The sequence below is a fragment of the Luteimonas sp. RIT-PG2_3 genome, from assembly GCF_054902115.1.
Window position 1 is genome coordinate 17,384 of the sequence record NZ_JBUBPF010000001.1, and the last position, 24,141, is coordinate 41,524.

The 24,141-nt window shown below is 66.1% G+C and carries 16 protein-coding genes; 9 read left to right on the plus strand and 7 right to left on the minus strand.

Translation table 11 applies throughout. The features are described from left to right. Positions 1-100: 100 nt before the first annotated feature. Entirely contained in the window at positions 101-2,881 is a 2,781-nt protein-coding gene (gene polA / locus ACYX7E_RS00065) for a DNA polymerase I (protein ID WP_462078495.1), read from the minus strand. Positions 2,882-3,046: 165 nt separating this feature from the next. On the opposite strand from polA, the gene ACYX7E_RS00070 reads away from it, so the two are divergent. Together ACYX7E_RS00070 and ACYX7E_RS00075 are read left to right on the plus strand one after the other, a co-directional pair. Continuing rightward, complete coding sequence (locus ACYX7E_RS00070) at positions 3,047-3,346, plus strand: DUF2782 domain-containing protein (RefSeq protein ID WP_462078496.1); 300 nt, start codon at positions 3,047-3,049, stop codon at positions 3,344-3,346. Positions 3,347-3,355: 9 nt separating this feature from the next. Then, positions 3,356-4,399 carry an oxidoreductase gene (locus tag ACYX7E_RS00075; protein ID WP_462078497.1) on the plus strand — a complete coding sequence of 348 codons (1,044 nt, stop codon included), beginning with the start codon at positions 3,356-3,358 and terminating at the stop codon, positions 4,397-4,399. Between the two features lie 61 nt (positions 4,400-4,460). On the opposite strand, the gene ACYX7E_RS00080 is transcribed toward ACYX7E_RS00075, so the two are convergent. Continuing rightward, entirely contained in the window at positions 4,461-4,934 is a 474-nt protein-coding gene (locus tag ACYX7E_RS00080) for a winged helix-turn-helix transcriptional regulator (protein ID WP_462078498.1), read from the minus strand. A gap of 162 nt (positions 4,935-5,096) precedes the next feature. Between ACYX7E_RS00080 and ACYX7E_RS00085 the strand changes: the two genes are divergently transcribed. Both ACYX7E_RS00085 and alr read left to right on the plus strand, forming a co-directional pair. After that, complete coding sequence (locus ACYX7E_RS00085; protein WP_462078499.1) at positions 5,097-6,383, plus strand: D-amino acid dehydrogenase; 1,287 nt, start codon at positions 5,097-5,099, stop codon at positions 6,381-6,383. A gap of 164 nt (positions 6,384-6,547) precedes the next feature. Continuing rightward, positions 6,548-7,630, plus strand: a complete 1,083-nt coding sequence (alr, locus tag ACYX7E_RS00090) for an alanine racemase (protein WP_462078500.1) — start codon at positions 6,548-6,550, stop codon at positions 7,628-7,630. A 116-nt stretch (positions 7,631-7,746) separates the two neighbouring features. On the opposite strand, the gene ACYX7E_RS00095 is transcribed toward alr, so the two are convergent. Then, positions 7,747-8,190, minus strand: a complete 444-nt coding sequence (locus ACYX7E_RS00095) for a universal stress protein (protein ID WP_462078501.1) — start codon at positions 8,188-8,190, stop codon at positions 7,747-7,749. 174 nt (positions 8,191-8,364) lie between these two features. Between ACYX7E_RS00095 and ACYX7E_RS00100 the strand changes: the two genes are divergently transcribed. Continuing rightward, positions 8,365-8,856 carry a M48 metallopeptidase family protein gene (locus ACYX7E_RS00100; RefSeq protein ID WP_462078502.1) on the plus strand — a complete coding sequence of 164 codons (492 nt, stop codon included), beginning with the start codon at positions 8,365-8,367 and terminating at the stop codon, positions 8,854-8,856. An 8-nt stretch (positions 8,857-8,864) separates the two neighbouring features. On the opposite strand, the gene uvrD is transcribed toward ACYX7E_RS00100, so the two are convergent. Beyond that, a complete protein-coding gene (gene uvrD, locus ACYX7E_RS00105; protein ID WP_462078503.1) occupies positions 8,865-11,045 on the minus strand; it encodes a DNA helicase II in 2,181 nt (726 codons plus the stop codon). 98 nt (positions 11,046-11,143) lie between these two features. Further along, a complete protein-coding gene (locus tag ACYX7E_RS00110; RefSeq protein ID WP_462078504.1) occupies positions 11,144-11,788 on the minus strand; it encodes a TIGR00645 family protein in 645 nt (214 codons plus the stop codon). Positions 11,789-12,120: 332 nt separating this feature from the next. Here ACYX7E_RS00110 and ACYX7E_RS00115 point away from each other — a divergent pair, with 332 nt between their 5' ends. Both ACYX7E_RS00115 and ACYX7E_RS00120 read left to right on the plus strand, forming a co-directional pair. Further along, on the plus strand, positions 12,121-14,763 hold the full coding sequence (locus ACYX7E_RS00115) for a TonB-dependent receptor (protein ID WP_462078505.1): 2,643 nt from the start codon (positions 12,121-12,123) through the stop codon (positions 14,761-14,763). A gap of 86 nt (positions 14,764-14,849) precedes the next feature. Further along, the gene (locus ACYX7E_RS00120; RefSeq protein WP_462078506.1) at positions 14,850-16,412 is read left to right on the plus strand and encodes a sodium/sugar symporter; all 1,563 of its coding nucleotides are present in this window, start codon (positions 14,850-14,852) and stop codon (positions 16,410-16,412) included. 185 nt (positions 16,413-16,597) lie between these two features. Here ACYX7E_RS00120 and ACYX7E_RS00125 read toward each other — a convergent pair whose 3' ends face one another. Then, positions 16,598-17,629 carry a LacI family DNA-binding transcriptional regulator gene (locus ACYX7E_RS00125; RefSeq protein WP_462079033.1) on the minus strand — a complete coding sequence of 344 codons (1,032 nt, stop codon included), beginning with the start codon at positions 17,627-17,629 and terminating at the stop codon, positions 16,598-16,600. Positions 17,630-18,057: 428 nt separating this feature from the next. On the opposite strand from ACYX7E_RS00125, the gene ACYX7E_RS00130 reads away from it, so the two are divergent. Beyond that, positions 18,058-20,640 carry a glycoside hydrolase family 3 protein gene (locus ACYX7E_RS00130; RefSeq protein ID WP_462078507.1) on the plus strand — a complete coding sequence of 861 codons (2,583 nt, stop codon included), beginning with the start codon at positions 18,058-18,060 and terminating at the stop codon, positions 20,638-20,640. A 193-nt stretch (positions 20,641-20,833) separates the two neighbouring features. Then, a complete protein-coding gene (locus tag ACYX7E_RS00135; protein ID WP_462078508.1) occupies positions 20,834-21,544 on the plus strand; it encodes a glutathione binding-like protein in 711 nt (236 codons plus the stop codon). Between the two features lie 138 nt (positions 21,545-21,682). Here ACYX7E_RS00135 and ACYX7E_RS00140 read toward each other — a convergent pair whose 3' ends face one another. Continuing rightward, positions 21,683-24,082 (minus strand): S9 family peptidase, encoded by a 2,400-nt coding sequence (locus ACYX7E_RS00140; protein WP_462078509.1) that lies wholly within the window; start codon positions 24,080-24,082, stop codon positions 21,683-21,685. Between the last annotated feature and the right edge of the window lie 59 nt (positions 24,083-24,141).

A 24,141-nucleotide genomic window follows, 5' to 3' on the forward strand; every position in this document is an offset into this window, starting at 1 on the left:
CTTGCTCGCGCAAACGCGTGATCGGACGCTGTCCAGGCAAACGCGCGGGAAAACAGGCACTTCTGGCCACCCGGCGCATTGCGTCACGTATTCACAAACATTAATGGGCTTCATCCCAGTTGTTTCCGACACCGCTATCGATCAGCAATGGAACACGTAGTTCCGCGGCTGATGCCATGCGCGGCACGACTTCGGCCAACAACGCATCCACCGCATCGGCGTCGACTTCGAAGACCAGTTCGTCGTGCACCTGCAGGCACATCCGCGCTGTGCCGCCTTTGGCGGCAAGCCAGCCATCGATGTCGATCATCGCGCGCTTGATGATGTCGGCGGCGGTGCCCTGCATCGGTGCGTTGATCGCGGCACGCTCGGCGCCCGCACGCTGCCCCTGCGTGCCCTTCTGGATGTACTCCAGGTACAGCCGGCGACCGAACACGGTTTCGACATAGCCGCGTTCACGCGCCTCGGTGCGGGTGCGTTCCATGAAGTCGCGTACGCCGGGATAACGCGAGAAGTACAGCGCGATGTAGTCCTGCGCTTCGCCACGACCGATGCCGAGGTTGCGCGCCAGCCCGAACGCGCTCATGCCGTACATCAGGCCGAAGTTGATCGCCTTGGCGGCGCGACGCTCATTGGAGGTGACGTCCTCGAGCTTGCGCCCGAAGACTTCGGCGGCGGTCGCCTTGTGGATGTCGGCGCCGGACTCGAAGGCCTTGACCAGTCCGGGATCCTCGGACAGGTGCGCCATGATCCGCAGTTCGATCTGCGAGTAGTCGCAGGCCACCAGCTTGCGGCCCGGCGGCGCGATGAAAGCGCGGCGGATGCGGCGGCCGTCGTCGGTGCGGATCGGGATGTTCTGCAGGTTCGGGTCCGACGACGACAGCCGCCCGGTCGCGGCGCCGGCCTGGTGGTAGCTGGTGTGCACGCGACCGGTGACCGGGTTGATCATCTCCGGCAACTTGTCGGTGTACGTGCTGCGCAGTTTGGCCAGCCCACGGTAGTCCAGGATCACCCGTGGCAGCTCGTGCTGGTCGGCGATCGCTTCCAGCGCCTCCTCGTTGGTACTGGGCTGGCCCTTGGGTGTCTTCAGCACCGCCGGCAGTTTCAGTTCGTCGAACAGCAGGGCCTGCAGTTGCTTGGGCGAGTCGAGATTGAACGTGCGCCCGGCCAGTTCGGTGGCCTTCTGCTGCGCGGCCAGCATGCGCTTGGACAGGTCGCCACTCTGGCGGCGCAGTTCGTCGATGTCGACCTTGATGCCGTTGGCCTCGACCCGCGCCAGCACGGGCACCAGCGGCATCTCGATGTCGCGGTACACACCCTGCAGCGACGGTGTCGCCGACAGCCGCGCAGACAGCACACGATGCAGGCGCAACGTGATATCGGCATCCTCGGCCGCATAGCGGGTGGCGTCGTCGATGGCGACCTGCGAGAACGGGATCTGCTTGGCGCCTTTGCCGGCCACGTCCTCGTACTTGATCGTCTGGTAGCCCAGGTGGCGGGCCGCCAGCGAATCCATGTCGTGACGCGCCCCACCGGCGTCGAGCACGAAGCTCTCCAGCAGGGTGTCGTCGGCATAGCCCTGCAGGTCGATGCCATGGCGCCGCAGCACGTGGATGTCGTACTTGCCGTGCTGGCCGATCTTGCGCTTGTCCGGATCGACCAGCAGCGGGCGCAGGGCGTCCAGCGCCTGGCTGCGATCCAGCTGCGCCGGTGCGCCGGGGTAGTCGTGGCCCAGCGGCAGGTAGGCCGCCCAGCCTGGCTCCGCGGCGACGCTGATGCCGACCAGGTTGGCCTGCATGGGATCGAGCGAGTCGGTTTCGGTGTCGATCGCGATCTCGGGCGCGGCCTGCAGCGTCGCGATCCAGCCATCGAGCTGGGCCATCGTCAGGATGGTCTCGTACTCGCCGGCCGCCGACAGCGCGGGATCGATGGCGGTCTCGCCCGCTGTCGGCGCGGCAGCGGTGTAGTTGCCGTTGCCGCGCGCCTTGCCGGGCTCGCGTTCGGCGACCTCGGGCACCACCCCGCCCTCGAGTTCCTTCAGCGCCTGGTTGAAGCCGTAGCGCGCGTACAGCACGCGCAATGCGTCGGCGTCGCGCGTGCGCAGGCGCAGGTCGCGCGGGGCGACGTCGAGCACGACATCGGTCTTGATCGTCGCCAGTTCGCGGCTCAGCGGCAGCTGCGGCAACGCCTCGCGCAGGCTTTCGCCGATCTTGCCCTTGATGTTGCCGGCATTGGCGATGACGCCATCGAGGGTGTCGAACTCTGCCAGCCATTTCGCTGCGGTCTTCGGGCCGCACTTGGGCACGCCGGGGATGTTGTCGACGCTGTCGCCCATCAGCGCGAGCATGTCGACGATCTGGTCCGGGCGCACGCCGAACTTGGCGATCACCGCCTCGTCGCCATCCATGCGGCTTCCGGTCATGGTGTTGACCAGTTCGACATGGCCGCCATCGGGACGGCGGCGCACCAGCTGCGCGAAATCCTTGTCGCCGGTCGAGATGGTGACGTCGATGCCGTCGGCCATCGCCTGCAGGGCCAGCGTGCCGATGACATCGTCGGCCTCGACGCCGGAGACGCGCAGGATCGGAAAGCCGAGCCCCTCGACCAGCCGCATCATCGGCTCGACCTGCGCACGCAGTTCGTCGGGCATCGGCGGTCGGTTGGCCTTGTACAGCGGATACAGCGCGTCGCGGAACGTCGGCCCGCTGGCATCGACGACGAACGCGGTGTAGTCGGGCTGTTCCTTCAACGTCGACCGCAGCATGTTGACCACGCCGAACAGCGCGCCGGTCGGCTCGCCATCGGCATTGGTCAGCGGTGGCAGCGCGTGGAACGCGCGGAACAGGTACGAAGAACCATCGATCAGGACGAGACGTGTCATCGGACGATTCTACCGCGCAAGCCTGCTCGCGGCCGTCGACGGACACCGCCAGCCACGGGCGCGATGCGCGTCACACGGCGCATATGGGCAGCGGCGCATCGACGCGGCGCCGTCACCCCCCAGGGCGCATAATCGGATCACCTCCCTCCTCCGTGGAAACGCGCCATGTCCCTGCATCCCCGCATCGTGCTGCTGTCAGGCCTGCTGGTTCTGGCGGGCTGCGCCAGCACCGCCGACACGTCCGCCCCGGGCCACGGCCTGACCGGCGACGTCGTCGAAGCGACCCGGACCGAGCCCAATGGCGATGTCATCACCGAGTACCGCATCGGCGGCCAGCTGCGTGCGGTGATGGTCGTGCCGTCGCGCGGACCGACCTACTATCTGTACGACCGCGATGGCGACGGCCTGATGGACAAGAGCGGCGACAACCCGCCGCAGACCTACTTCAAGCTGTTCGGCTGGTAATCGACCCGCGTGGCTGAGGTCGTCAACGTCTGCCTGGTCGGCTACGGCGCCGCCGGGCGTGTGTTCCACGCGCCGCTGATCCGGCGTACGCCCGGCCTGCACCTGCATACGGTGGTGTCGAGCGATGCGCGCAAGGTGCATGCCGAGCTGGCCCATGTCCGCGTGGTCGCCGACCCGCTGACAGCATTCCAGGATCCGGCGATCGAGCTGGTCATCATCGCCAGCCCCAATGCCAGCCATGCCGCGCTGGCGATCGCCGCGCTGGAGGCCGGTCGCCATGTCGTGGTCGACAAGCCGTTCACGACCACGCTGGACGAGGCGCACCAGGTCGTCGAGGCCGCCCGGCGCAGCGCGCGCATCGTCAGCGTGTTCCAGAACCGGCGCTGGGACAGCGATTTCCTGACTCTGCAGGCGTTGATCCGGCAAGGCGCGCTCGGCGACATCGTCGAGCTGCATTCGCATTTCGACCGCCATCGTCCGCAGGTTCCGGTGCGCTGGCGCGAGGCGCCCGGGCCCGGTAGCGGCCTCTGGTTCGATCTCGGTCCGCACCTGGTCGACCAGGCGCTGCAGCTGTTCGGCATGCCCGACGCGGTCCAGGCCGATCGCTGGACGCTGCGCGCCGGCGCGGAGGTCGACGACGGTTTCCACGTGGTGCTGCATTACCCGCGGCGGCGCGTGTTCCTGCATGCCGGCTCGGTGGTCGTGGCGCACGACCTGCGCTTTGCCGTGCACGGCAGCAAGGGCAGCTGGATCAAGCACGGGCTGGATCCGCAGGAAGCCGCGCTGCGCGCGCGCGAACTGCCCGGCGATGCCGGCTGGGGCCAGGACCCGCATCCGGGCACGTTGGCACGGCCGTTCGGCAACCTGCAACGCAGCAGCACGACGCCGGGCGTCGCAGGCGACTACCTGGCCTATTACCGCGGACTGCGCGATGCGATCACCCGTGGCCAGCCCGCACCGGTCACCGCCGACGAGGCCCTGCAGGTGATGCGTGTCATCGCCGCCGGCATCGACAGCGCCGACACCGGCACACGCGTGGCGCTTCCGCGCTGAGACGTCGCAGCGGGGCCTGCCAGCAGGGGACGGCGGAAGCCGGGCCGCCTGCGCGCGGCCGTCAGTCGGCCAGCGGCAGCTCCAGCGTTTCCTTGATCTCTTCCATGACGATGTAGCTCTTGGATTCGCGCACGTAGGGCAGCGTCAGCAGGGTGCTGCCGAGCAACTTGCGGTACGAGGCCATTTCCGAGATCCGCGCCTTGATCAGGTAATCGAAGTCGCCCGACACCAGGTGGCATTCGAGCACGTTGGGCAGCTTCAGGGCCGCGCGCCGGAACTCCTCGAAGATGTCGCCGGACTTGTACGACAGGCTGATCTCCACGAACACCAGCAGGCTGGCCTTGACCATCGTCGGCGCCAGCCGCGCGTGGTAACCGGTGATCACGCCGTCGCGCTCCAGCCTGCGCACGCGCTCGGTGCATGGCGTGGTCGACAGCCCGACCCGCTCGCCCAGTTCGGTGAACGAAATCCGCCCCTCCTGCTGCAGCAGTCGCAGGATCTTGCGATCGGTGCGGTCGAGCTCCTTGGCTTTCATCGTATCTCCCGTCGACGCCCAAGATCACAGGCTGTTCGCCTGCATGATGACTACAAATCAGTGATAACCACTGGATTACTGTTCATATACTAGGGCAATCCACGAGCCTGCGTCCGCGCGCCCGACGCCGGCATGGCCACCCATGAACTGCGAGACCAGACGATGCGAGTCCTGATCCTTGGCTGTGGCGTGATCGGCGCCACCACGGCGTGGTACCTGCGGCGTGCCGGCCATGACGTCGTCGTGGTCGACCGCCAGTCCGGCGCGGCCGAGGAAACCAGTTTCGCCAACGCCGGCCAGGTCTCGCCCGGCTACGCTTCGCCGTGGCCCGCACCCGGCATCCCGCTGAAGGCGGTCGGCTGGCTGCTGTCGCGGCATGCGCCGCTGGCGATCAAGCCCACGCTCGACCCGGCCCAGTACAGCTGGCTGTGGCAGATGCTGCGCAACTGCACCTCGCATCGCTACGCGATCAGCAAGGCGCGGATGGTCCGGCTGGCCGAGTACAGCCGCGACTGCCTGGACGCATTGCGCGCCGAAACCGGCATCCACTACGAGGAACGCCAGCTCGGTACCAGCCAGTTGTTCCGCACCCAGTCGCAGCTCGACGGTGCCGCCAAGGACATCGCGATCCTGCGCGACTACGGCGTGCCCTACGAACTGCTCGACCGCGCCGGCATCGTGCGTGCCGAACCCGCGCTGGCCGCGGTGGCGCACACGCTGGCCGGCGCCTTGCGCCTCCCCGGCGACCAGACCGGCGACTGCCACCTGTTCACCCGCAAGCTGACCGAACTGGCGCGGCAGCAGGGCGTGGAGTTCCGGTTCGGACAGACCATCCAGGCGCTGCAGTCCGACGGCGATCGCATCACCGGCGTGTTGATCGACGGCAAGCTGGAAACCGCCGATCGCTACGTGCTGGCGCTGGGCAGCTGGTCGGCGCCGTTGCTGGCCCGCCATGGCATCCGCCTGCCGGTGTATCCGCTGAAGGGCTATTCGCTGACCTTGCCGATCACCAACCCCGACGCCGCGCCGACCTCGACCATCCTCGACGAGAGCTACAAGGTCGCGATCACCCGTTTCGACAACCGCATCCGCGTCGGCGGCATGGCCGAGGTCTCGGGTTACGACCTGTCGCTGCCGCAGCGGCGTCGCGACACCCTGGAGATGGTCGTGCGCAGCCTGTATCCCGATGGCGGCGACCTGTCGCGCGCGGAGTTCTGGGCCGGCCTGCGTCCATCCACGCCGGACGGCACGCCGGTGGTGGGGCCGACGAAGTTCGGCAACCTGTTCCTCAACACCGGCCATGGCACGCTGGGCTGGACGATGTCCTGCGGCTCGGCACGCTACCTGGCGGACCTGATGTGCGGACAGACACCGCAGATCGACACCGAAGGCCTCGACATCTCACGCTACGACCGGCCGTGGCCGAGCGCGCCGGCCAGCAAGCGCTGATCCCGGCGATGGGCGCGCATAGCGCGCGCGAAACCGCCTCGCACCCGCGTCGCGTTTGCTCCACCATGCCGGCTACCGCACGGCTTCCTGCCCCAGCGCCACCTGCCGCAGTGCATCCCTTCGCATTGCCTCCTGTGCCCCCGACGTAAAGCGACTGCCCGACGATGCGCCCCGCCCTTGCCCTGATCGACCTCGATGCGTTCCGCCACAACTACCGACTGGCGCGTGCGCTCGGCGGTGGCAAGGCGCTGGCCGTGCTCAAAGCCGATGCCTATGGGCACGGCGCGGTCGCCTGCGCGCAGGCGCTCGATGGCGAGACCGACGGCTTCGGCGTGGCCTGCATCGAAGAGGCGCTGGTGCTGCGCGAGGCCGGCATCCGTGCACCGATCCTGCTGCTGGAAGGGTTCTTCGACACCGATGAACTCGCGCTGATCTCACGCCATTCGCTGTGGACCGCGCTGGCATCGCCGTGGCAGCTCGATGCGCTCGAACGCCACGCCGGCCCCCTGCCGCGACAAGTGTGGCTGAAGATGGATACCGGCATGCATCGGCTGGGCTTCGCTCCCGGCGACTACGCCGATGCGTGGCGGCGGCTGCAGGCCCTGCCGGGCATCGACGACGTCGTCGCGATGACGCATTTTTCCAGCGCCGACGAACTGTCCAGCGCGCGGACGCAGGAACAGACCGGCACGTTCGATGGGGTATCCGGTGGACTGCCCGGCGCCACCGCCAGCGTCGCCAATTCCGCAGCCCTGCTGGCCTGGCCGCAGACGCGACGCGACTGGGTGCGTCCGGGCCTGATGCTGTACGGCACGTCGAGCTTCGACGGCCCCTGCGCCAGCGCCGACGCCCTGCAACCGGTGATGACGCTGTCGTCGGCGGTGATCGCGGTGCGCGACCTCGAGGCCGGTGAGCCGATCGGTTACGCCGGCAGCTTCGTCACGCGTCGCCCGACGCGCGTTGGCGTGGTGGCGATGGGTTATGCCGACGGCTATCCGCAGCGCGCGCCCGAAGGCACGCCGGTGCTGATCGACGGCCAGCCCGGCGGCGTGATCGGACGCGTGTCGATGGACATGCTGACCGTCGACCTGACCGACCATCCGCAGGCGGGACTCGGCAGCCGGGTGGAATTCTGGGGCGCGCAGCTGCCGGTCGCGACGGTCGCCGCCCATTGCGGCACCAGCCCGTACAGCCTGCTCAGCGGCTTGAAGCGTACGCCGCGGCGATACGTCGGAGCAGGCCTGTAGGAGGCTCCAGGGAGTTGCGGGAGCTGGCGCAACCTTGATCTAGGCGGGCCGGCATCCGTCGCGGGAACTCCCACGATGGACAACACGCCCGCCTCACGACATCTCCGCCGCGTCGATCAACGCACCACCAGCACCGGCACCTCGCTGTGCGTGACCACGTTGTTGGTCTGGCTGCCGAGCAACAGGCGCCCGAGGCCGCGGCGTCCATGCGAGGCCATGACGATCAGGTCGACGCCAAGCAGCTTCGCCTGCTCGACGATCGAATCGGCCGGGAATCCTTCGGGGACGTGGACCGCATCGCAGGCGACGCCACGCGCTACGGCTTCCGATTGCGCAGCGTCGAGGATCTCGCGCGCCTCGCGGGCACGCTCCTCGCGCCAGGCCGCCGGCAGGTCGGGCACACCGCCCCAGGCCATCGACGGATCCGCCGACTGCCAGGGTTCGGTCACGGTCAGCACCGTGACCCGCGCGCCGGTGGCCGACGCCACCGACAGGCCATGGTCCATGCCCTTGCGCGACAGCTCCGAGCCGTCGGTGGCGATCAGAATGTGCTGGTACATGGGTCACCTCGCTGTGCCTGGAAGAGGCAGCATTGCACCGCGGATGTCGACGCAGCGCATTGATCGCGATCAAGCCATGGCGCCGGTCATCGCTTCGTATCGCCTGCCATCGCACATGCAAGGCGATGCACACGGCGGTCCCACCTCGTGGTCGCTCGGCGGTATCGTGCGCACATGGACTCCTTACGCTATCTCGGCGGATACCCGCCCGCGTTGCAGGACAAGGCGCGTGCGATGCGCGATGCCGGCACGCTGGGCGCGTACATCGCCCGTCGCTACGACAGCACGCATGCCGTCCGCAACGACCGTCAGCTGTACGACTACGTACAGGACATGAAGGACCGCTACCTGCGCAAGTCCAATCCACTGCACAAGGTGCTCTACGACGGCCGGCTGCAGGTGCTGCGCCAGGCGCTGGGCACGCATACCACGGTGTCGCGCGTGCAGGGCAGCCGCCTGAAGGCCAGTCGCGAAATCAGGATCGCCACGGTCTTCCGCGACGCCCCGGCCGACTTCCTGAAGATGATCGTCGTGCACGAACTGGCGCACCTGAAGGAAAGCGACCACAACAAGGCGTTCTACCAGCTGTGCACGCACATGGCACCCGACTACCACCAGCTCGAACTCGACCTGCGCCTGTACCTGACGCACCTCGACCGCGCGTGAACCGGCGCTCAGGCCGGCTGCAGGTTCGCGTACGACATCACCAGCCACTTGCTGCCGGCGTCGCTGAAATTGACCTGCACGCGCGCGTGCGCGCCGGTGCCTTCCAGGTCGGTGATGACGCCGCTGCCGAACTTGGCATGGCTGACGTTCTGACCGATGCGCAGGCCCGGCGAGACGTCGAGGCTGGCGTGGCCGAAGCTGCGCTGCGGCCGGGGTGCGAACGCCGGCCGCGAAACCTGCACGCGCGGACGGATCTCCTGCAGCAGCGCCGGCGGGATCTCACGCAGGAAGCGCGAGGGCACGCCGAACATATCCTGCCCGTGCAGGCGTCGCGCCTCGGCATAGCTCATGACCAGCTTCTGGCGCGCGCGCGTGATGCCGACATAGGCCAGCCGCCGCTCTTCTTCCAGGCGCCCGCTCTCATCGACCGAGCGCGCATTCGGGAACAGGCCTTCTTCCATGCCCACCAGGAACACCAGCGGAAACTCCAGTCCCTTGGCGCTGTGCAGGGTCATCAGCTGCACGCCGTCCTCGCCCGCCTGGGCCTGCCCTTCGCCCGCCTCCAGCGCGGCATAGGCCAGGAACGCGACCAGCTCGCTGAGCTGCGCGGCATCCTCGTCGTCGCCCTTGACGAAGCGCGACGCCACCGACACCAGCTCATCGAGGTTGTCGACGCGCGAATCCATCGCACCGCGCGATTCGTTGGCGTAGTGGGTGCGCAGCCCCGACCGCATCAGTACGTGGTCGATCTTGTCCTTCAACGGCAGGTCCACGACTTCGCTGGACAGCCCTTCGAGCAGGCCATGGAAGCCCGCCAGCGCATTGCGCGCACGCGCCTGCAGGCCGCTGCCCTGCACGACCTGCTGCGAGGCCTGCCACAGCGACAGCGCCTGCTCGCGCGCCAGCCGGCGCACTTCGTCGAGCGTGCGATCGCCGATACCGCGCGTCGGCGTATTGACCGCGCGTTCGAACGCGGCGTCGTCGGCACGGTTGGCGATCAGGCGCAGGTAGGCCAGCGTGTCCTTGATCTCGGCGCGCTCGAAGAAGCGCATGCCGCCATAGACGCGGAACGGCACCTGCTCGGCCAGCAGGTGTTCTTCGAATGCACGCGACTGCGCATTGCTGCGATACAGGATCGCGCAGTCGCCATGGCTGCCGCCATCGCGCACCCATTGCCCGATGCGGTCGATGACGAAGCGCGCCTCGTCGATCTCGTTGTAGGCCGCATACAGGTCGACGCCGTCGCCCTCGCCGCTGTCAGTCCACAACTGCTTGCCGAGACGGTCCGGATTGTGCGCGATGACCGCGTTCGCGGCGTTGAGGATGTTGGCGGTAGAACGGTAGTTCTGCTCCAGCCGGATCGTCTGGGCGCCCGGGAAGTCCTTCAGGAAGCGCTGCACGTTCTCGACCTTCGCGCCGCGCCAGCCGTAGATCGCCTGGTCGTCGTCGCCGACGACGAAGACCTGCCCAGTGTCGCCGGCCAGCACGCGGATGAACGCGTACTGGATGCTGTTGGTGTCCTGGAACTCGTCGACCAGCAACTGCCCGAAGCGCTGCCGGTAATGCGCCAGCAGCACCGGCGTGTCGCGCAGCAGCTCATGCGCACGCAGCAGGATCTCGGCGAAATCGACCAGCCCGGCGCGGTCGCAGCGCTCCTGGTAGAGCTGGTAGCTCTTGAGCATCACGCTGGTCCATTCGTCGCCATCGCCCTGGATGTTCTGCGGGCGGCGACCCTCGTCCTTCTGTGCGTTGATCCACCACATGATCTGCTTGGGCGGAAAGCGCGTGTCGTCGAGTTCGAGTTGTTGCACGACGCGCTTGATCAGCCGCAGCTGGTCGTCGCTGTCGAGGATCTGGAAGCCTTCCGGCAGCCTGGCGTCCTGCCAGTGCATGCGCAGCAGCCGGTGGGCCAGGCCATGGAAGGTGCCGATCCACAATCCGCGGCTGCCGTGGCGCAGCAGCGCGTCCGCGCGATGGCGCATCTCGGCGGCGGCCTTGTTGGTGAAGGTCACGGCGAAGATGCCGTGCACCGGCACGCCGACGACCTCGTTCAGCCAGGCGATCCGGTGGGTCAGTACCCGCGTCTTGCCGCTGCCTGCGCCTGCGAGGACGAGGTAGTGGCCAGGGGGGGCGGAAACGGCTTCACGCTGGGCGGGGTTCAGCCCGTCAATCAGATACGAAACATCCATCGGCGCATTTTACGCGCCCGCCGTCGCACCGGGTTGGACGACGCTTCGCCTGCCGCCCGCCCGGCCTGCGGTCCGGGCGGCGGCGTCGCGGTCGCGACTCAGTGCGCGACGTGCTCGCGCTTGGCCGAGACCGCGGTCATCAGCTTGTCGGTGTAGGCGATGCCGATCGCCGACAGGATGAAGGCGCCATGGATGATGGTCTGCCAGGTCACGCCGGCCACGGTGGCCTTGGTGCAGGTCGGCGTGGCCAGGCTGAGCCCGCTGGCGACCGCCGAGGCATGTGCCTGCAGCGCATTGATGAAGTCGGTGGTGCCGCAGACCGGCAGCCCGAGGTCGCCGGCGGCGATGAAGGTCTTCAGCAGGTGGATCGACGAGATGCCGATGATCGCCATTGCCAGCTTGACCTTGAGCACGCTGGCGTTAACGTGGCTGAGCCATTCCGGCTGGTCGGGGTGGTTGTGCAGGCCCAGCCGCGACACGAAGGTCTCGTAGCCGCCGACGATCACCATCACCAGCAGGTTGGAGATCATGACCACGTCGATCAGGCCCAGCACCAGCAGCATGATCCCCTGCTCGGTCAGCGTGTTGGCGCCGTGGACCAGGTGCCACAGCTCCTTCAGGAACAGGAATACGTAGACGCACTGGGCGATGATCAGGCCCAGGTACAGCGGCAGCTGCAGCCAGCGCGAGCCGAAGATGACGTAGGCCAGGGGGTTCAGACGCGGGGCCTGCTGGGGCAGCATGGAAGGCTCGGGAAGCGGGAAAGAGCGCGGAGATTAACGCTGCGCCGCAACATTGCCAAGCGGCCCCGAGGGCCCCGACCAGCCCGCCCCTCCTCCGGCCGCAGGCGCCAAGCCAAGCCGTGAAATGCCTGACTGCACGGGTCTTCGCCCGGTGGCCGGCGCTCCCACCTGCGCCGGCGCCACAGTTCTCGGCGCAAGTGCTCCCCCAGGGATCCGCCGTCACGATTGACAGCGTTGTCAACGAGCGATAAAACGCATCAGGCCCATCAGCGCTGGCGCAGCGTCCGGGGGCGGACACATTCATTCAAGTCAGTCGTCCCTGGGGAGGGAGCATGTACACCACATTCCGTTGCAATACGTTGTCCCGCGCTGTCATGGTCGCGCTGTCGGGCGCCGTCCTGATCGGTGCCGCGCCCTTGGCATTGGCGCAATCGGCCACGCCCTCTGCCGAGGAACAGGCCAAAACCCTGGATACAGTCATCGTGACTGTAGAACGGCGAGAACAGGATCTGCAGAAGTATGCAGGTACCGCGCAGGTGATCACCCAGGAGGACGCGCGCCTGCTCGGCATCAACAATGAGCTGCGCAACATCCAGGCCATGGTGCCGGGGCTGAGCATGGCCAACCAGGAAGGCAATCTGGAAATCTTCATCCGCGGCGTTGGCTCCGCCAACAGCACCGAGCTGGGCGACCCTGGCGCCGCACCGCATATCAACGGCGCCTATATTGCTCGCCCCCGTGGATTGGGCGGCATGTTCTACGACATCGAACGCGTCGAGATCAACAAGGGCCCTCAGGGCACTCTGCGTGGCCGCAATGCCTTGGCAGGCACGCTCAACATCGTCACCAAGCGACCTGATCTCGAGAACTTCGGTGGCTACGCCCAGTTGGAATCCGGCAACCGCGACCACCGCGGCGGAGAGTTCGCCCTCAATATGCCGCTCGGTGGCTGGGCGGCACTGCGTGTAGCCGGCTACAAGGTGGAGAAGGGCAGTTCCTTCGAGAATGCCGGCATGTCCCAGCATCTTGACCCGGCCGGGATCCAGGATGAGAAGGGGGCACGTGTCTCGTTCCTGTACGAACCCGACGATAAGCTGTCAGTGTTCCTGATGGCCGACATGGGCAAGGAAGGCGGCACCGGCTATCCCGGCGCCAACATCATCGGCGCAGCGCGCGAGGGCTACTCGCCCGACCAGATGGACCTGCGCAAAGTGATCTACCGCGGCGTTCAAGGCACGCTCGACAGCACCAACTGGGGTGCGCTAGCCAACATCAGCTATGACTTCGGTCCGCTCTCGCTGGAATACAACGCCAGCTATCGGGATGTCGACTACCGCCAGACCAATGCAGCCAGCGAAGGCATTCTATGGCCTGGCCGCAACATCGCCCAAGCTTCCACGACAAATCCAGGCGGTATCGATTACGACAACTACTCCACGCAGTACTGGATGACGCTGTCGCAATCCCAGGTGCACGAACTGCGCCTGTCATCCGACGACGAAAACCGCTTCCGTTGGACCACGGGGTTGTTCCATTTCAACGAAGACCAGCAGGTGGGCTATCTTTCACTGGTCGACAAGGGGCGTTGGTATTCCGGCACCGAATTCACGATGCCGAAAGTCAACGGACGCTCATCGGCTGTGTTCGCCGACGGCACGTTCGACGTCAACGACCGCATGCGCGTGAAGGGGGGCCTGCGCTACACCCAGGAAAACAAGTCGCGCTATGGCATCGGCGGCAACTGGGCCATGGGCCTGCCTGGTGTCGGCGGAGACTTCGCGACGCGCCTCGGCACGCCGGGCTTCGTTCCCGCATTCATGAAACGCCCGAATTTCGACGTCAGTGGCATCACTTCTCAGGCAGATCGCGCAGCGTTCCTCCTTCAGGGCATCATGTCGCAGGGCATCAATGACACCATTCTGCAACAGATCGGCGCGGTTCCCGGTGGGGGCGAGTTCGGTTGCGTGGATCGCCCCGACATCGGCGGCGACACCATCGACTGCCCCTATCAGAGCTGGGTCCAGGTCAGCGGCATCCCATCGCAACAGTTCGGTCAGAGCAAGTTCAATTTCACCGACTGGCGCTTGGGCTTCGAGTACGATCGCAGTACCGACCACATGCTGTACGCCACGATCTCCAGTGGACACAAGGCAGGCGGATTCAACGACACTTTCGACGTCAACGTGATTCCGGAAGCGTTCAAGCCGGAATCGATCATTGCCTATGAGGTCGGGAGCAAGAGCAGCCACCGCTGGTTTGGCCGGCCCTCGACCTTCAATGTCAGTGCGTTCTACTACGACTACTCCGACCAGGTGTTCCAGGATCTGGCCGTTATTGCCGTCAACCAGTTGGGCGAGGCGACCGGCTATTCGCTGGTCAACCGTAATGTCGGCAAGTCGGCGATCTATGGCGTCGAGGCCGAGAGCGTACTGCGCTTCAACCATGGTTTCTCGCTCAACCTCAATGCGCTATATCTCAACAGCGAGATCAAGGAAGGCGTGGTTGCCGACGTACGCAGTCAGAATCACGGAGCCGGCGGCATCACTTCATTGATCGACCTGTCGGGCAACGAGTTGCCATTGGCTTCCAAATTGACCTTCAATGCACGTCTTCAGCACATGACCGAACTCTCGCGGGGTACGCTGGACTGGCAGATCCTTGCGGCTTATCGCTCGGCATACTACCTGACACAGTTCAACAACCGCGATGTGATCTTCATCTCCGACACCGCAGGAACAGTCGAACGGGTGGAAGATGCCGCCACCGCGGGCTTCCCGGATCGACAGGACGCCGAGACCACGCTCAACGCTGGCATTGGTTTCACCACGCTGAGCGGGGCCTGGCGCTTCGAGGCTTGGGGCAACAACCTGCTCAACAACGACGTCTCCCAGAAAGCGCTCGTAGGCTCCGGAATCAACGTCCGATTCCTCAATGACGCTCGCAGCTACGGTGTGCGGGTACGCTACCACTTCTGATCGCACCGGCGCAGGGCTCACCGGCCCTGCGCCTCCGATCGATGCGGTTGCTGCCTGCTTCCCCGCCCACTCCTGATGGCTCGCGCATGACACTCTCCGCTCTCGATACAGGCATCGTCCTAGCCTACCTACTCGGTATCTTCATTCTGGCGCAGTGGGTCTCGCGCGAAAAAGCCGGTCATACCAAGAACGCACAGGATTACTTTCTCGCCAGCAAGTCACTGCCATGGTGGGCGATCGGCGCATCACTGATCGCGGCCAATATTTCGGCTGAACAGATCATCGGCATGTCTGGCTCGGGCTATGCGATCGGGCTTGCGATCGCATCCTATGAATGGATGGCGGCGATCACCTTGCTGATCGTCGGTAAGTGGTTTCTACCGATCTTCCTGCGCAACGGTATCTACACGATGCCGCAGTTCCTGGAACAGCGCTACGGCACGCGGATCCGCACGCTGATGGCCGTGTTCTGGCTGGTGCTGTACGTGTTCGTCAATATCACTTCGATCCTGTGGCTTGGCGCCATCGCGGTGAACCAGATCACCGGCATCGACCAACTCACCGCCGTTGCCCTGATCGGAGTCTTCGCGCTGATCTACCAGCTCTATGGCGGGCTGAAGGCGGTGGCGCTGACCGACATCGTCCAAGTCACCCTGCTCGTGCTTGGCGGTATGCTGGTGACCGGGTTGACACTGAGCCAACTCGGTGAAGGCCAAGGCATCGTCGCCGGATTCAACCGGCTCTGGGCTACCCACCCCAGTCACTTCGAGATGATCCTCGCCAAGGACAACCCCTTCTACAAGGATCTGCCTGGCATCAGCGTGCTGGTCGGGGGCATGTGGATCATGAATCTGAGCTACTGGGGCTTCAATCAGTACATCATCCAGCGCGCACTGGCGGCCAAGGATATCGGCGAAGCGCAGCGCGGCGTGCTGTTCGCGGGCTTCCTCAAGCTGCTGATGCCCGTAATCGTGGTCTTGCCTGGCATCGCGGCGGTGATGCTGGCGCCCGACCTTGCCCGTCCGGACCAGGCCTACCCGACGATGATGGGATTGCTGCCCACCGGCATTCTTGGCCTGGTATTCGCGGCACTGGTCGCCGCGATCGTGGCCTCGCTTGCATCCAAGATCAACTCGGTGGCCACGATCTTCACCCTCGATATCTATTCCAAGGCCCACCCGGCAGCGACGCAGACTCGACTGGTGCGCGTCGGCCGCTTTGCCGCAGCGTTGTCGGTGCTGATCGGCATCCTCGCCGCCAAGCCATTGCTGGGAAGCTTCGACCAGGCGTTCCAGTACATCCAGGATTTCACCGGTTACTTCACGCCGGGCATCGTGGTGATCTTCATGCTGGGGCTATTCTGGAAGCGTGCTAACGAGGCTGGTGCACTGGCCGCGGCAATCGGTTCGTTCGCCCTGTCGATCGTCCTCAAGTTCGCCTGGCCCACCCTGCCCTTCATGGACCGCGTGGGCATCGTTTTCCTGCTCGCGCTGGTGCTGGCTGTCGGCGTCTCCCTGGCCACGACGACAGCCGCCAGCAAGGACATCATCCGCACTGACGACGTCAGCTACAGGACGGACACGGTCTTCAACATCGGTGCCATTGGCGTCACCGTGATACTGATCGCGCTGTACGCGCTGTTCTGGTGATCAGCACACGCCAGCGAAGACATGCAGGTGGCGGTCGATGCAACTGCGCGGACAATGCATGACTGCCCCGGGCCGCGCACACGACACCAGGTGGACAGCGCCAGCGCCCCGTCGGCACAGCCGCGCAGGCAGCAGGCACGACGGCAAGTGAGGCGCAGGCACTTGGTCCGCTGGCGTGATCTGCCCTAGCGGCGGCCGCGGCCGCGATCGCTGCCTGGCACAGGCCCAGTGGAACGGCGGACCTGGAGCTCATAAGGGACTTCGACCATGCTCCCGGCACCACTGCTGCGGATGGACTTGAGCAGTTCGATACCTGCCAGGCGCCCCATTTCGCGGGTAGGCTGACGGATTGTCGTCAACGCCGGGTAGATCTGTCGCGAAATCGGCGTGTCATCGAAGCCACAGACCGAAATATCCCCGGGCACAGACCACCCCTGTTCGCAGATCGCACAGATCGCACCAGCTGCCATGTCGTCGTTGGCTGCAAAGATCGCCGTCGGCGGCTGATCCAACGCGAGCAGGGCCCGGGTCGCGGCCATGCCCGACTCGTGCGAGAACTCACCATCGACGATCAACATCGGGTCCTCCTGCAAACCGGCCATTGCCAGCCCTTCGAGATAGCCCGTCAGTCGCCAGCCGCTGGCACCGTGTGCTGGATGACCTTTGATATGCGCGATGCGTTGATGCCCCAACTGCACCAGATGCGCAACCAGTTCGCGCACCGCGGCCTGCTCGTCGACCACCACGCCAACGCGACGATGGGCTTCGATCGGTGAAATGCTGGAGTAAGGGATATTCAATTCCTCCAGCCGCTGTAGCAGCGCAGCATCATCGGTAATCGGTGGCGTCAACACTACCCCGTCGAGTTGTGACTGCACGATCAGCGCCTCGACTTTGCCGACGATCTCCTGGGCGTCGTAGACCAGCGGTGCAAGCATCAGGTTGTAATGCTGTTCCTGGCACGCATCCAGCACGCCCAACTCGACTTCCATCAAGTAGTTGCTGGAAGGGTTGTCGTACAGCATCGCCACAAGGTAGGACTTGCGCCCGGCGAGTACCCGCGCAGAAGGATGCGGGCGATAGCGCAGCTTCTCCACCGCAGCCTCGACCGCCATGCGGGTGGCTCCGGAGACGTTAGGCTCGTGGTTGAGCACCCGCGACACAGTCTTCATGGAGACGCCAGCCGCTTCGGCCACATCCTCGATCCGCACGCGCATGGTGTTCGATCCGCCCAATTCCGGTTTCGATGGAGATTTTGCCAGATGCAGCTTGGCACGCACGTCAAATCCACTCAGTCGCACAAATCGACCTTGCCGACATCGGCCGTCCTCCCCATCGACAGCAACAGTCACGGTGCGGACATCGCACCACGCCCCACCTTCCGTGCTGCCGACGCATCACGGTCCATGCCGCCCTGCAACAAGCATCCGCAGCCGACTCGCGCTATTCTGCCGCTTGTTTGACAGCGCTGTCACGCAACGAGACTGAGATGGCCCCGTGCTGCGAAAACCAATCGGTGGTCCAGCCCCGCCCCGGCGATCGCGACGTGAATCCATGGCCCTGCACTACCCGCCCCCCCCTTTCGACGCTTCTTCCGACCCGATCGCGCCAGCCCGGCCGACGCAATGACCCCGAGGACACGCCAATGAACTGGACTCGCCGCCCTACCGCCCCACTTGCCGTGCGCCTGTTGGCAACCGTTCTGGCACTCAGCCTGGCCGCCTGCGGCGGTGCTGCCCACCGGCCGGCCGAGAGCGAGAGCGCCGCAACTGCCGACGCCGAAGATGTCGCCATCACGCCAGCACACTGGCCTGAAGTGGAATGGCCGTTCGCGCATGACGCGGCCCTGGAAGCGCGCGTGGATGCACTGCTGGCCTCAATGACCGTGGAAGAAAAGGTTGGACAGATCGTCCAGGGCGATCTTGCGTCGATCACGCCCGAAGACGTACGCAAGTACCGGCTGGGTTCGATCCTGGCGGGCGGCAGCTCCGATCCCGGCGGCCGTTACGATGCCTCGCCTGCGGACTGGCTGGCCGTGTCGGACGCGTTCTGGGAAGCGTCGATGGATACCCGTGGCGGCGGCAAGGCCATCCCGCTGATCTTCGGCATCGATGCGATGCATGGACAGAGCAATGTCGTCGGCGCGACCCTGTTTCCCCACAACATCGGCCTTGGGGCAACCCGCAACCCCGAGCTGATCCGCAAGATCGGCGAGATCACCGCCATCGAGACGCGCACCACTGGCATGGAGTGGGCGTTCGCCCCCACTGTCGCGGTCCCGCAGGACGATCGCTGGGGCCGCAGCTACGAAGGTTATTCCGAAGATCCGGCCCTGGTCGCGAGCTTTGCCGGCGCAATGGTCGAAGGCCTGCAGGGCAAGGTCGGGTCTGCCGACTTCCTCGGCGAACGCCGGGTGATGGTGTCGGTCAAGCACTTCGTGGGCGATGGCGGCACCAGCGCAGGCAAGGACCAGGGCGACACGATTGTCAGCGAAGCGGTACTGCGGGATGTGCATGGCGCCGGCTACGTTCCGGCGATCGCCGCAGGCGCGCAATCGGTGATGGCCTCTTTCAACAGTTTCCACGGCCGGAAGCTGCACGGCCACAAGGCCCTGCTGACCGACGTCCTCAAGGACCGGATGAACTTCGGCGGATTTGTCGTGGGCGACTGGAACGGCCATGGCCAGATCCCGGGCTGCAGCAACGAGAACTGCCCGGCGACGATTCTCGCCGGGCTTGACATGGCAATGGCCCCCGACAGCTGGAAGGGATTCTACGAATCGGCACTGACTGCAGCAAAGAATGGCAGCCTGCCGATGGCCCGGCTCGACGATGCCGTGCGCAGGATCCTGCGGGTCAAGTTCCGGCTCGGCCTGTTCGACGCACCCAAGCCCTCGCAGCGCGCGCTCGGCGCCAGGTTCGAACTGCTCGGCTCACCCGGGCACCGGGCCGTAGCGCGGCAGGCCGTCCGCGAGTCGCTGGTGCTGCTGAAGAACGCGAACGGCCTACTGCCGTTGTCGCCCGCACAGCGTGTCCTCGTCGCCGGCGACGGCGCAAACGACATGGGCAAGCAGTCCGGCGGCTGGACGTTGAACTGGCAGGGCACCGGTACCAAGCGCGCGGACTATCCCAACGGCACCACCGTCCACGAAGGCATCGCCGCCCAGGTCGAACGGGCCGGTGGCCAGGCCGTGCTGTCGATCGACGGTCGCTACTCACGCAAGCCCGACGTCGCGATCGTTGTCTTTGGCGAAGATCCGTATGCCGAGTTCCAGGGCGACATTCCCACGCTGCTTTACAAGCCAGGCGACGACCGCGACCTTGCATTGATCAAGCGGCTCAAGGCCGACGGTATTCCCGTGGTGGCGGTGTTCCTCAGTGGTCGTCCGCTGTGGATGAACCGGGAAATCAACGCCTCCGACGCATTCGTCGCGGCATGGTTGCCCGGCTCGGAAGGCGAAGGGATCGCCGACGTCCTGCTGCGCGATACCGCGGGCAAGGTGCAGCATGACTTCCACGGCAAGCTGGCGTTCTCCTGGCCCCGCCGGGGCAACCAGTACGTCAACAACATCGACCAGCACGATTACGACCCGTTGTTCGCCTATGGCTTCGGGTTGCGCTATGCCGACAACGGCAACCTGGCCACGCTGCCCGAAGACCCTGGCGTCACCGCCGGCGTGCAGGAAAACGGCCGGTTCTTTGTCCGCGGCGTGCCGCGAGGCGGCATCGAAATGCGCCTGACCGCTGCCGATGGCAGTCAAACAACCGCGCAACACGTCCCCGCGCGCAGCACCGACGGTGCTCTGGCCATCACCGCGGTCGACCACAATGCCCAGGAGGATGCACGCAAGCTGGCCTGGTCCGGCAACGCCACGTTTGCCATGGTGTCTCCGGAGGTGATCGACATCGATCGCGAGACCAATGGCGACGTGCTGCTGGTAGCCACTATGCGCATCGATGGCCTGCCTGTTGGCGAAGCCACGCTGTACGCGGGCTGCGGCCCCGGTTGCGGCGGCGAGCTGCCTATCGGCCCGTGGCTGGCGTCGTTGCCGCGCGACAAGTGGATTACCGCGGCGGTTCCACTGAAATGCCTGCGATCGGCGGGCGTCGATGTCTCGCGCCTGGACGCGCCACTGGGGATCCGCTCGACACCGGGGCTGTCGTTGTCGTTGTCGCAAGTGGTGCTGGGCACCGACGCCGAGTACCGGCTGTCGTGCCGGCGTGACTAGTCGCGCCGATCGCCTCTCGTTCAGCACTCGTGCACGGGGAACTGAAGGTCCCCCGTGCATCGACGATGTCCGACCGGCACCTGACATGGCGGGCCACGGATGGAACACGCCATCGCGCCGGCGTGAGGTCGGTCTCGTCGGGCGACGCCTACACTGCGGGCTTCGCCATCGCGCCCTGCCCACGGAGTCCGTCATGATCGACCTGCACTACTGGCCCACCCCCAACGGCCACAAGGTCACGCTGCTGCTGGAGGAACTCGCCGAAGCCGGGCATGCGCTGGAATACACGATCAAGCCGGTCAACATCGGCAGCGGCGACCAGTTCAAGCCCGAGTACCTGGCGATCTCGCCGAACAACAAGATGCCGGCGATCGTCGACCACGCGCCTGCCGATGGCGGCGGCCCGCTGAGCGTCTTCGAGTCCGGCGCGATCCTGCTGTACCTGGCCGACAAGGCCGGGCAGTTCATTCCCGGCGACCTGCGCGGACGCAACACCGTGCTGGAATGGCTGTTCTGGCAGGTCGGCGGCCTGGGGCCGATGACCGGACAGTACGGCCACTTCCATGTCTACGCGCCGGAACAGCTGCCGTACGCGCAGGACCGCTACCAGCGCGAGTCCGAGCGCTTGCTGGGCGTGCTCGACAAGCGCCTGGCCGGCCGCGCCTTCATTGCCGGCGACGACTACAGCATCGCCGACATGGCCGCGTACCCGTGGATCAGTCCCTACGACAAGGCACCGCTGGACCTGGCGCCGTTCCCGGACCTGCGTCGCTGGCAGGCCGCGATCGCCGAACGCCCCACCACGCAGCGCGCCTATGCGCTGACCCGACAGGTCAATGCCCAGGCCGGCAAGCCGATGAGCGACGCCGAACGCAAGCTGCTGTTCGGACAGGGAGCGCGCTGACGCAGGCACGCCCATGCGCGCGCCTGGACTGCGATTCGCGGCCCAGGCCGCTCCTGCAAGGCGCAAGAGCGTCCTTGCACGCGAACGGGGATTCTCCCCGGCAAGAGGCGTGCGTGCTGGACCGCCGTGCGTTCGCCGTTATGGCGAGGTGACCTTGAACGCCGGTGGCTCGCTGCCCAGCAACCAGCGCACGAAGTAATCCCAGCGCCTGCGGACCACGTAGTTGCCGACATCGCCGGTACCGAATCCGTGTCGGCTGTTGGGCAACCAGATCAGGTCGTAGTCCTTGTTGGCCTTCGCCAGCGCTTCGACTACCAGCAACGTGGTGTACGGCGGCACGTTGTCGTCGAGTCCGCCATGCACCAGCATCAGCTTGCCTTCCAGCTTGTCGGCGTGGTTCTGGTTGGCCTGGTCGTCGTAGTTGCTGCTGCCGTCCTTGCCGACGACGGGCAGGCCCTGCCATTTCTCGGCCCAGTCGTCTTCGTAGCTGCGGTTGTCGTGGTTGCCGGCCTGGCTGACGCCGACCTTGAAGAACGCCGGATAGCGGAACATCGCCGCCGCCGTCGCATTGCCGCCACCCGAATGCCCCCAGATGCCGGCGCGCGCGAGGTCGATCCACGGGTGCCGCGCGGCCAACTGCTGCATGCCGGTGACCTGGTCGGGCAGCGTGTTGTCGCCGAGGTCGCCATACCAGGTGTCGTGGAACGACTTGGAACGCATCGGCGTGCCCATGCCGTCGATCGCGACGACGATGAATCCCAGCTCGGCCAGCGCCTGGTTGTCGCCATGCGCGGCCAGGAAGCTGCGCGAGCGGATCGAACCGATCTGCGGGCCGGGATAGATGTAGTTGACGATCGGGTAGCGGCGCGCGGGATCGAAGCCCGAGGGCTTGAACATCAGGCCGTACAGATCGGTGCGGCCATCGCGCGCCTTGACCGTGAAGGGTTCCGGCGGCGTCCATCCCGCCGCCTGCAGCCTTGCGATGTCGGCCCGCGCGAGTTCGGCGACGAGGGCTCCGTCGCCGCTGCGCAGCAGCGACACCGGCGGTGTCGTCGACGTCGAATAGGTATCGACGAACCAGCGCCCATCCGGCGACAGCGTGACCGCGTGGTCGGCATCCTCCGGCGTCAGCAGGCGGGCGTCGCCGCCGTCGAGCGACACCACATACAGGTGGCGATGGTAGGGATTGCGGCCAGCTTCGCGGCCGGCGCCGACGAACCAGACCCGGCGCGATGCCGCATCGACATGCAGCACTTCGACGACGTTGCCGTCGCCGGTGGTGACGGCGTGCTTGAGCTTGCCGCTGCCGGCGTCGTACAGGTACAGCTGTCCCCAGTCGCTGCGCTGGCTGAACCACAGCACTTCGTTGCTGGTCGACAGATACCGCCAGCTGACGCCGCCGATGCCGCTGTCGAACCACGTGCGGACCTTCTCGTCGAACACTTCGCGCACGGCGCCGGTCCCGGGGTCGGCGATGCGGACCCAGGCCTGTGTGTGGTCGCGCGCGGTCGATGCGAAGGCAAGGCTGCGGCTGTCGGCGCCCCACTGCACGTCTTCCCAGCCACCGGCGCAGGTCAGGTCGTCGCAGATGGTGGAGCGATGCTGGTCCGGCGGCATGTCCAGCCGCACGATCCGGCGCGCCGCGACATCGATGACCACGCGTTCGATCATCGTCACGTGTTCGTCGCCGACCAGCGGATATTTCCAGCGCTGCACCTTCGGGCGTCCGACATTGGTCTCCACCAGCACCATCTCGCCGGTCCGGCGCTGATCCTGCTGGAACGTCGCAATGCTGCGCCCGTCCGGGGACCACACCAACACCGGCGAGGCGCTTTTGCGCCAGCCGGCATTGTCGGTCGCATAGCCGTAATCGACGACGCCGTCGGTGGTCAGCTGGACTTCGTTGCCGCCCGCGACATCGCGGACCCAGAGGTTCCAGTCGCGGATGAAGGCTTCCTGCCTGCCGTCCGGCGATGCCACGCCCGGCTCATGTCCGGCGACGCCTTCCTGGTACTCGGGCCGCACACGGCATTCGCCGCGCCTGCCCAGCGTGCAGGTGTAATTGCCATCGCGGGTATCGACGTCCAGCGTCTGTTCGCCATCGCCGCCATCGTCGCGCACGCGGAATGCGGTGACCGGCAACCTGGTGGCATCGATCTTGCTGTCGCCGGCCTTGCCGAGCAGGCGTGCCAGCAGGGCGTGATCGAAGGCCGGTGCGCTGGCGCCGGTGTTCGCGTCCACGCGCACGTAGCGTTCGCCGTCGGCGTCGCGCGTCCGGTAGTGAAAGCCGGTGTCCGAATCCCAGTGCAAGGCCTCGACGACATGGTCGACCAGCGGGTTGGCGTTGGCCGGCAACAGACGCGTCGCGCGCGCGTAGTCGGCCTCCGTCACCGCCACACGCCCGGCCGCAGCATGACCGGCCGCACCCTGATCGCCCTTGCCCTGGTCCACCGCTCCGGCCACGGGTTGCGCGATCGCCTGCGCACCGGTCAACAAGGTCCCTACCATCAGCATCACCTGCGCCTTTCCCAAGAACATCACGACTCCTGACAGAACAAAAAAAGCGACCAGACCCTGCAGGCCGGCATCCGGCATGC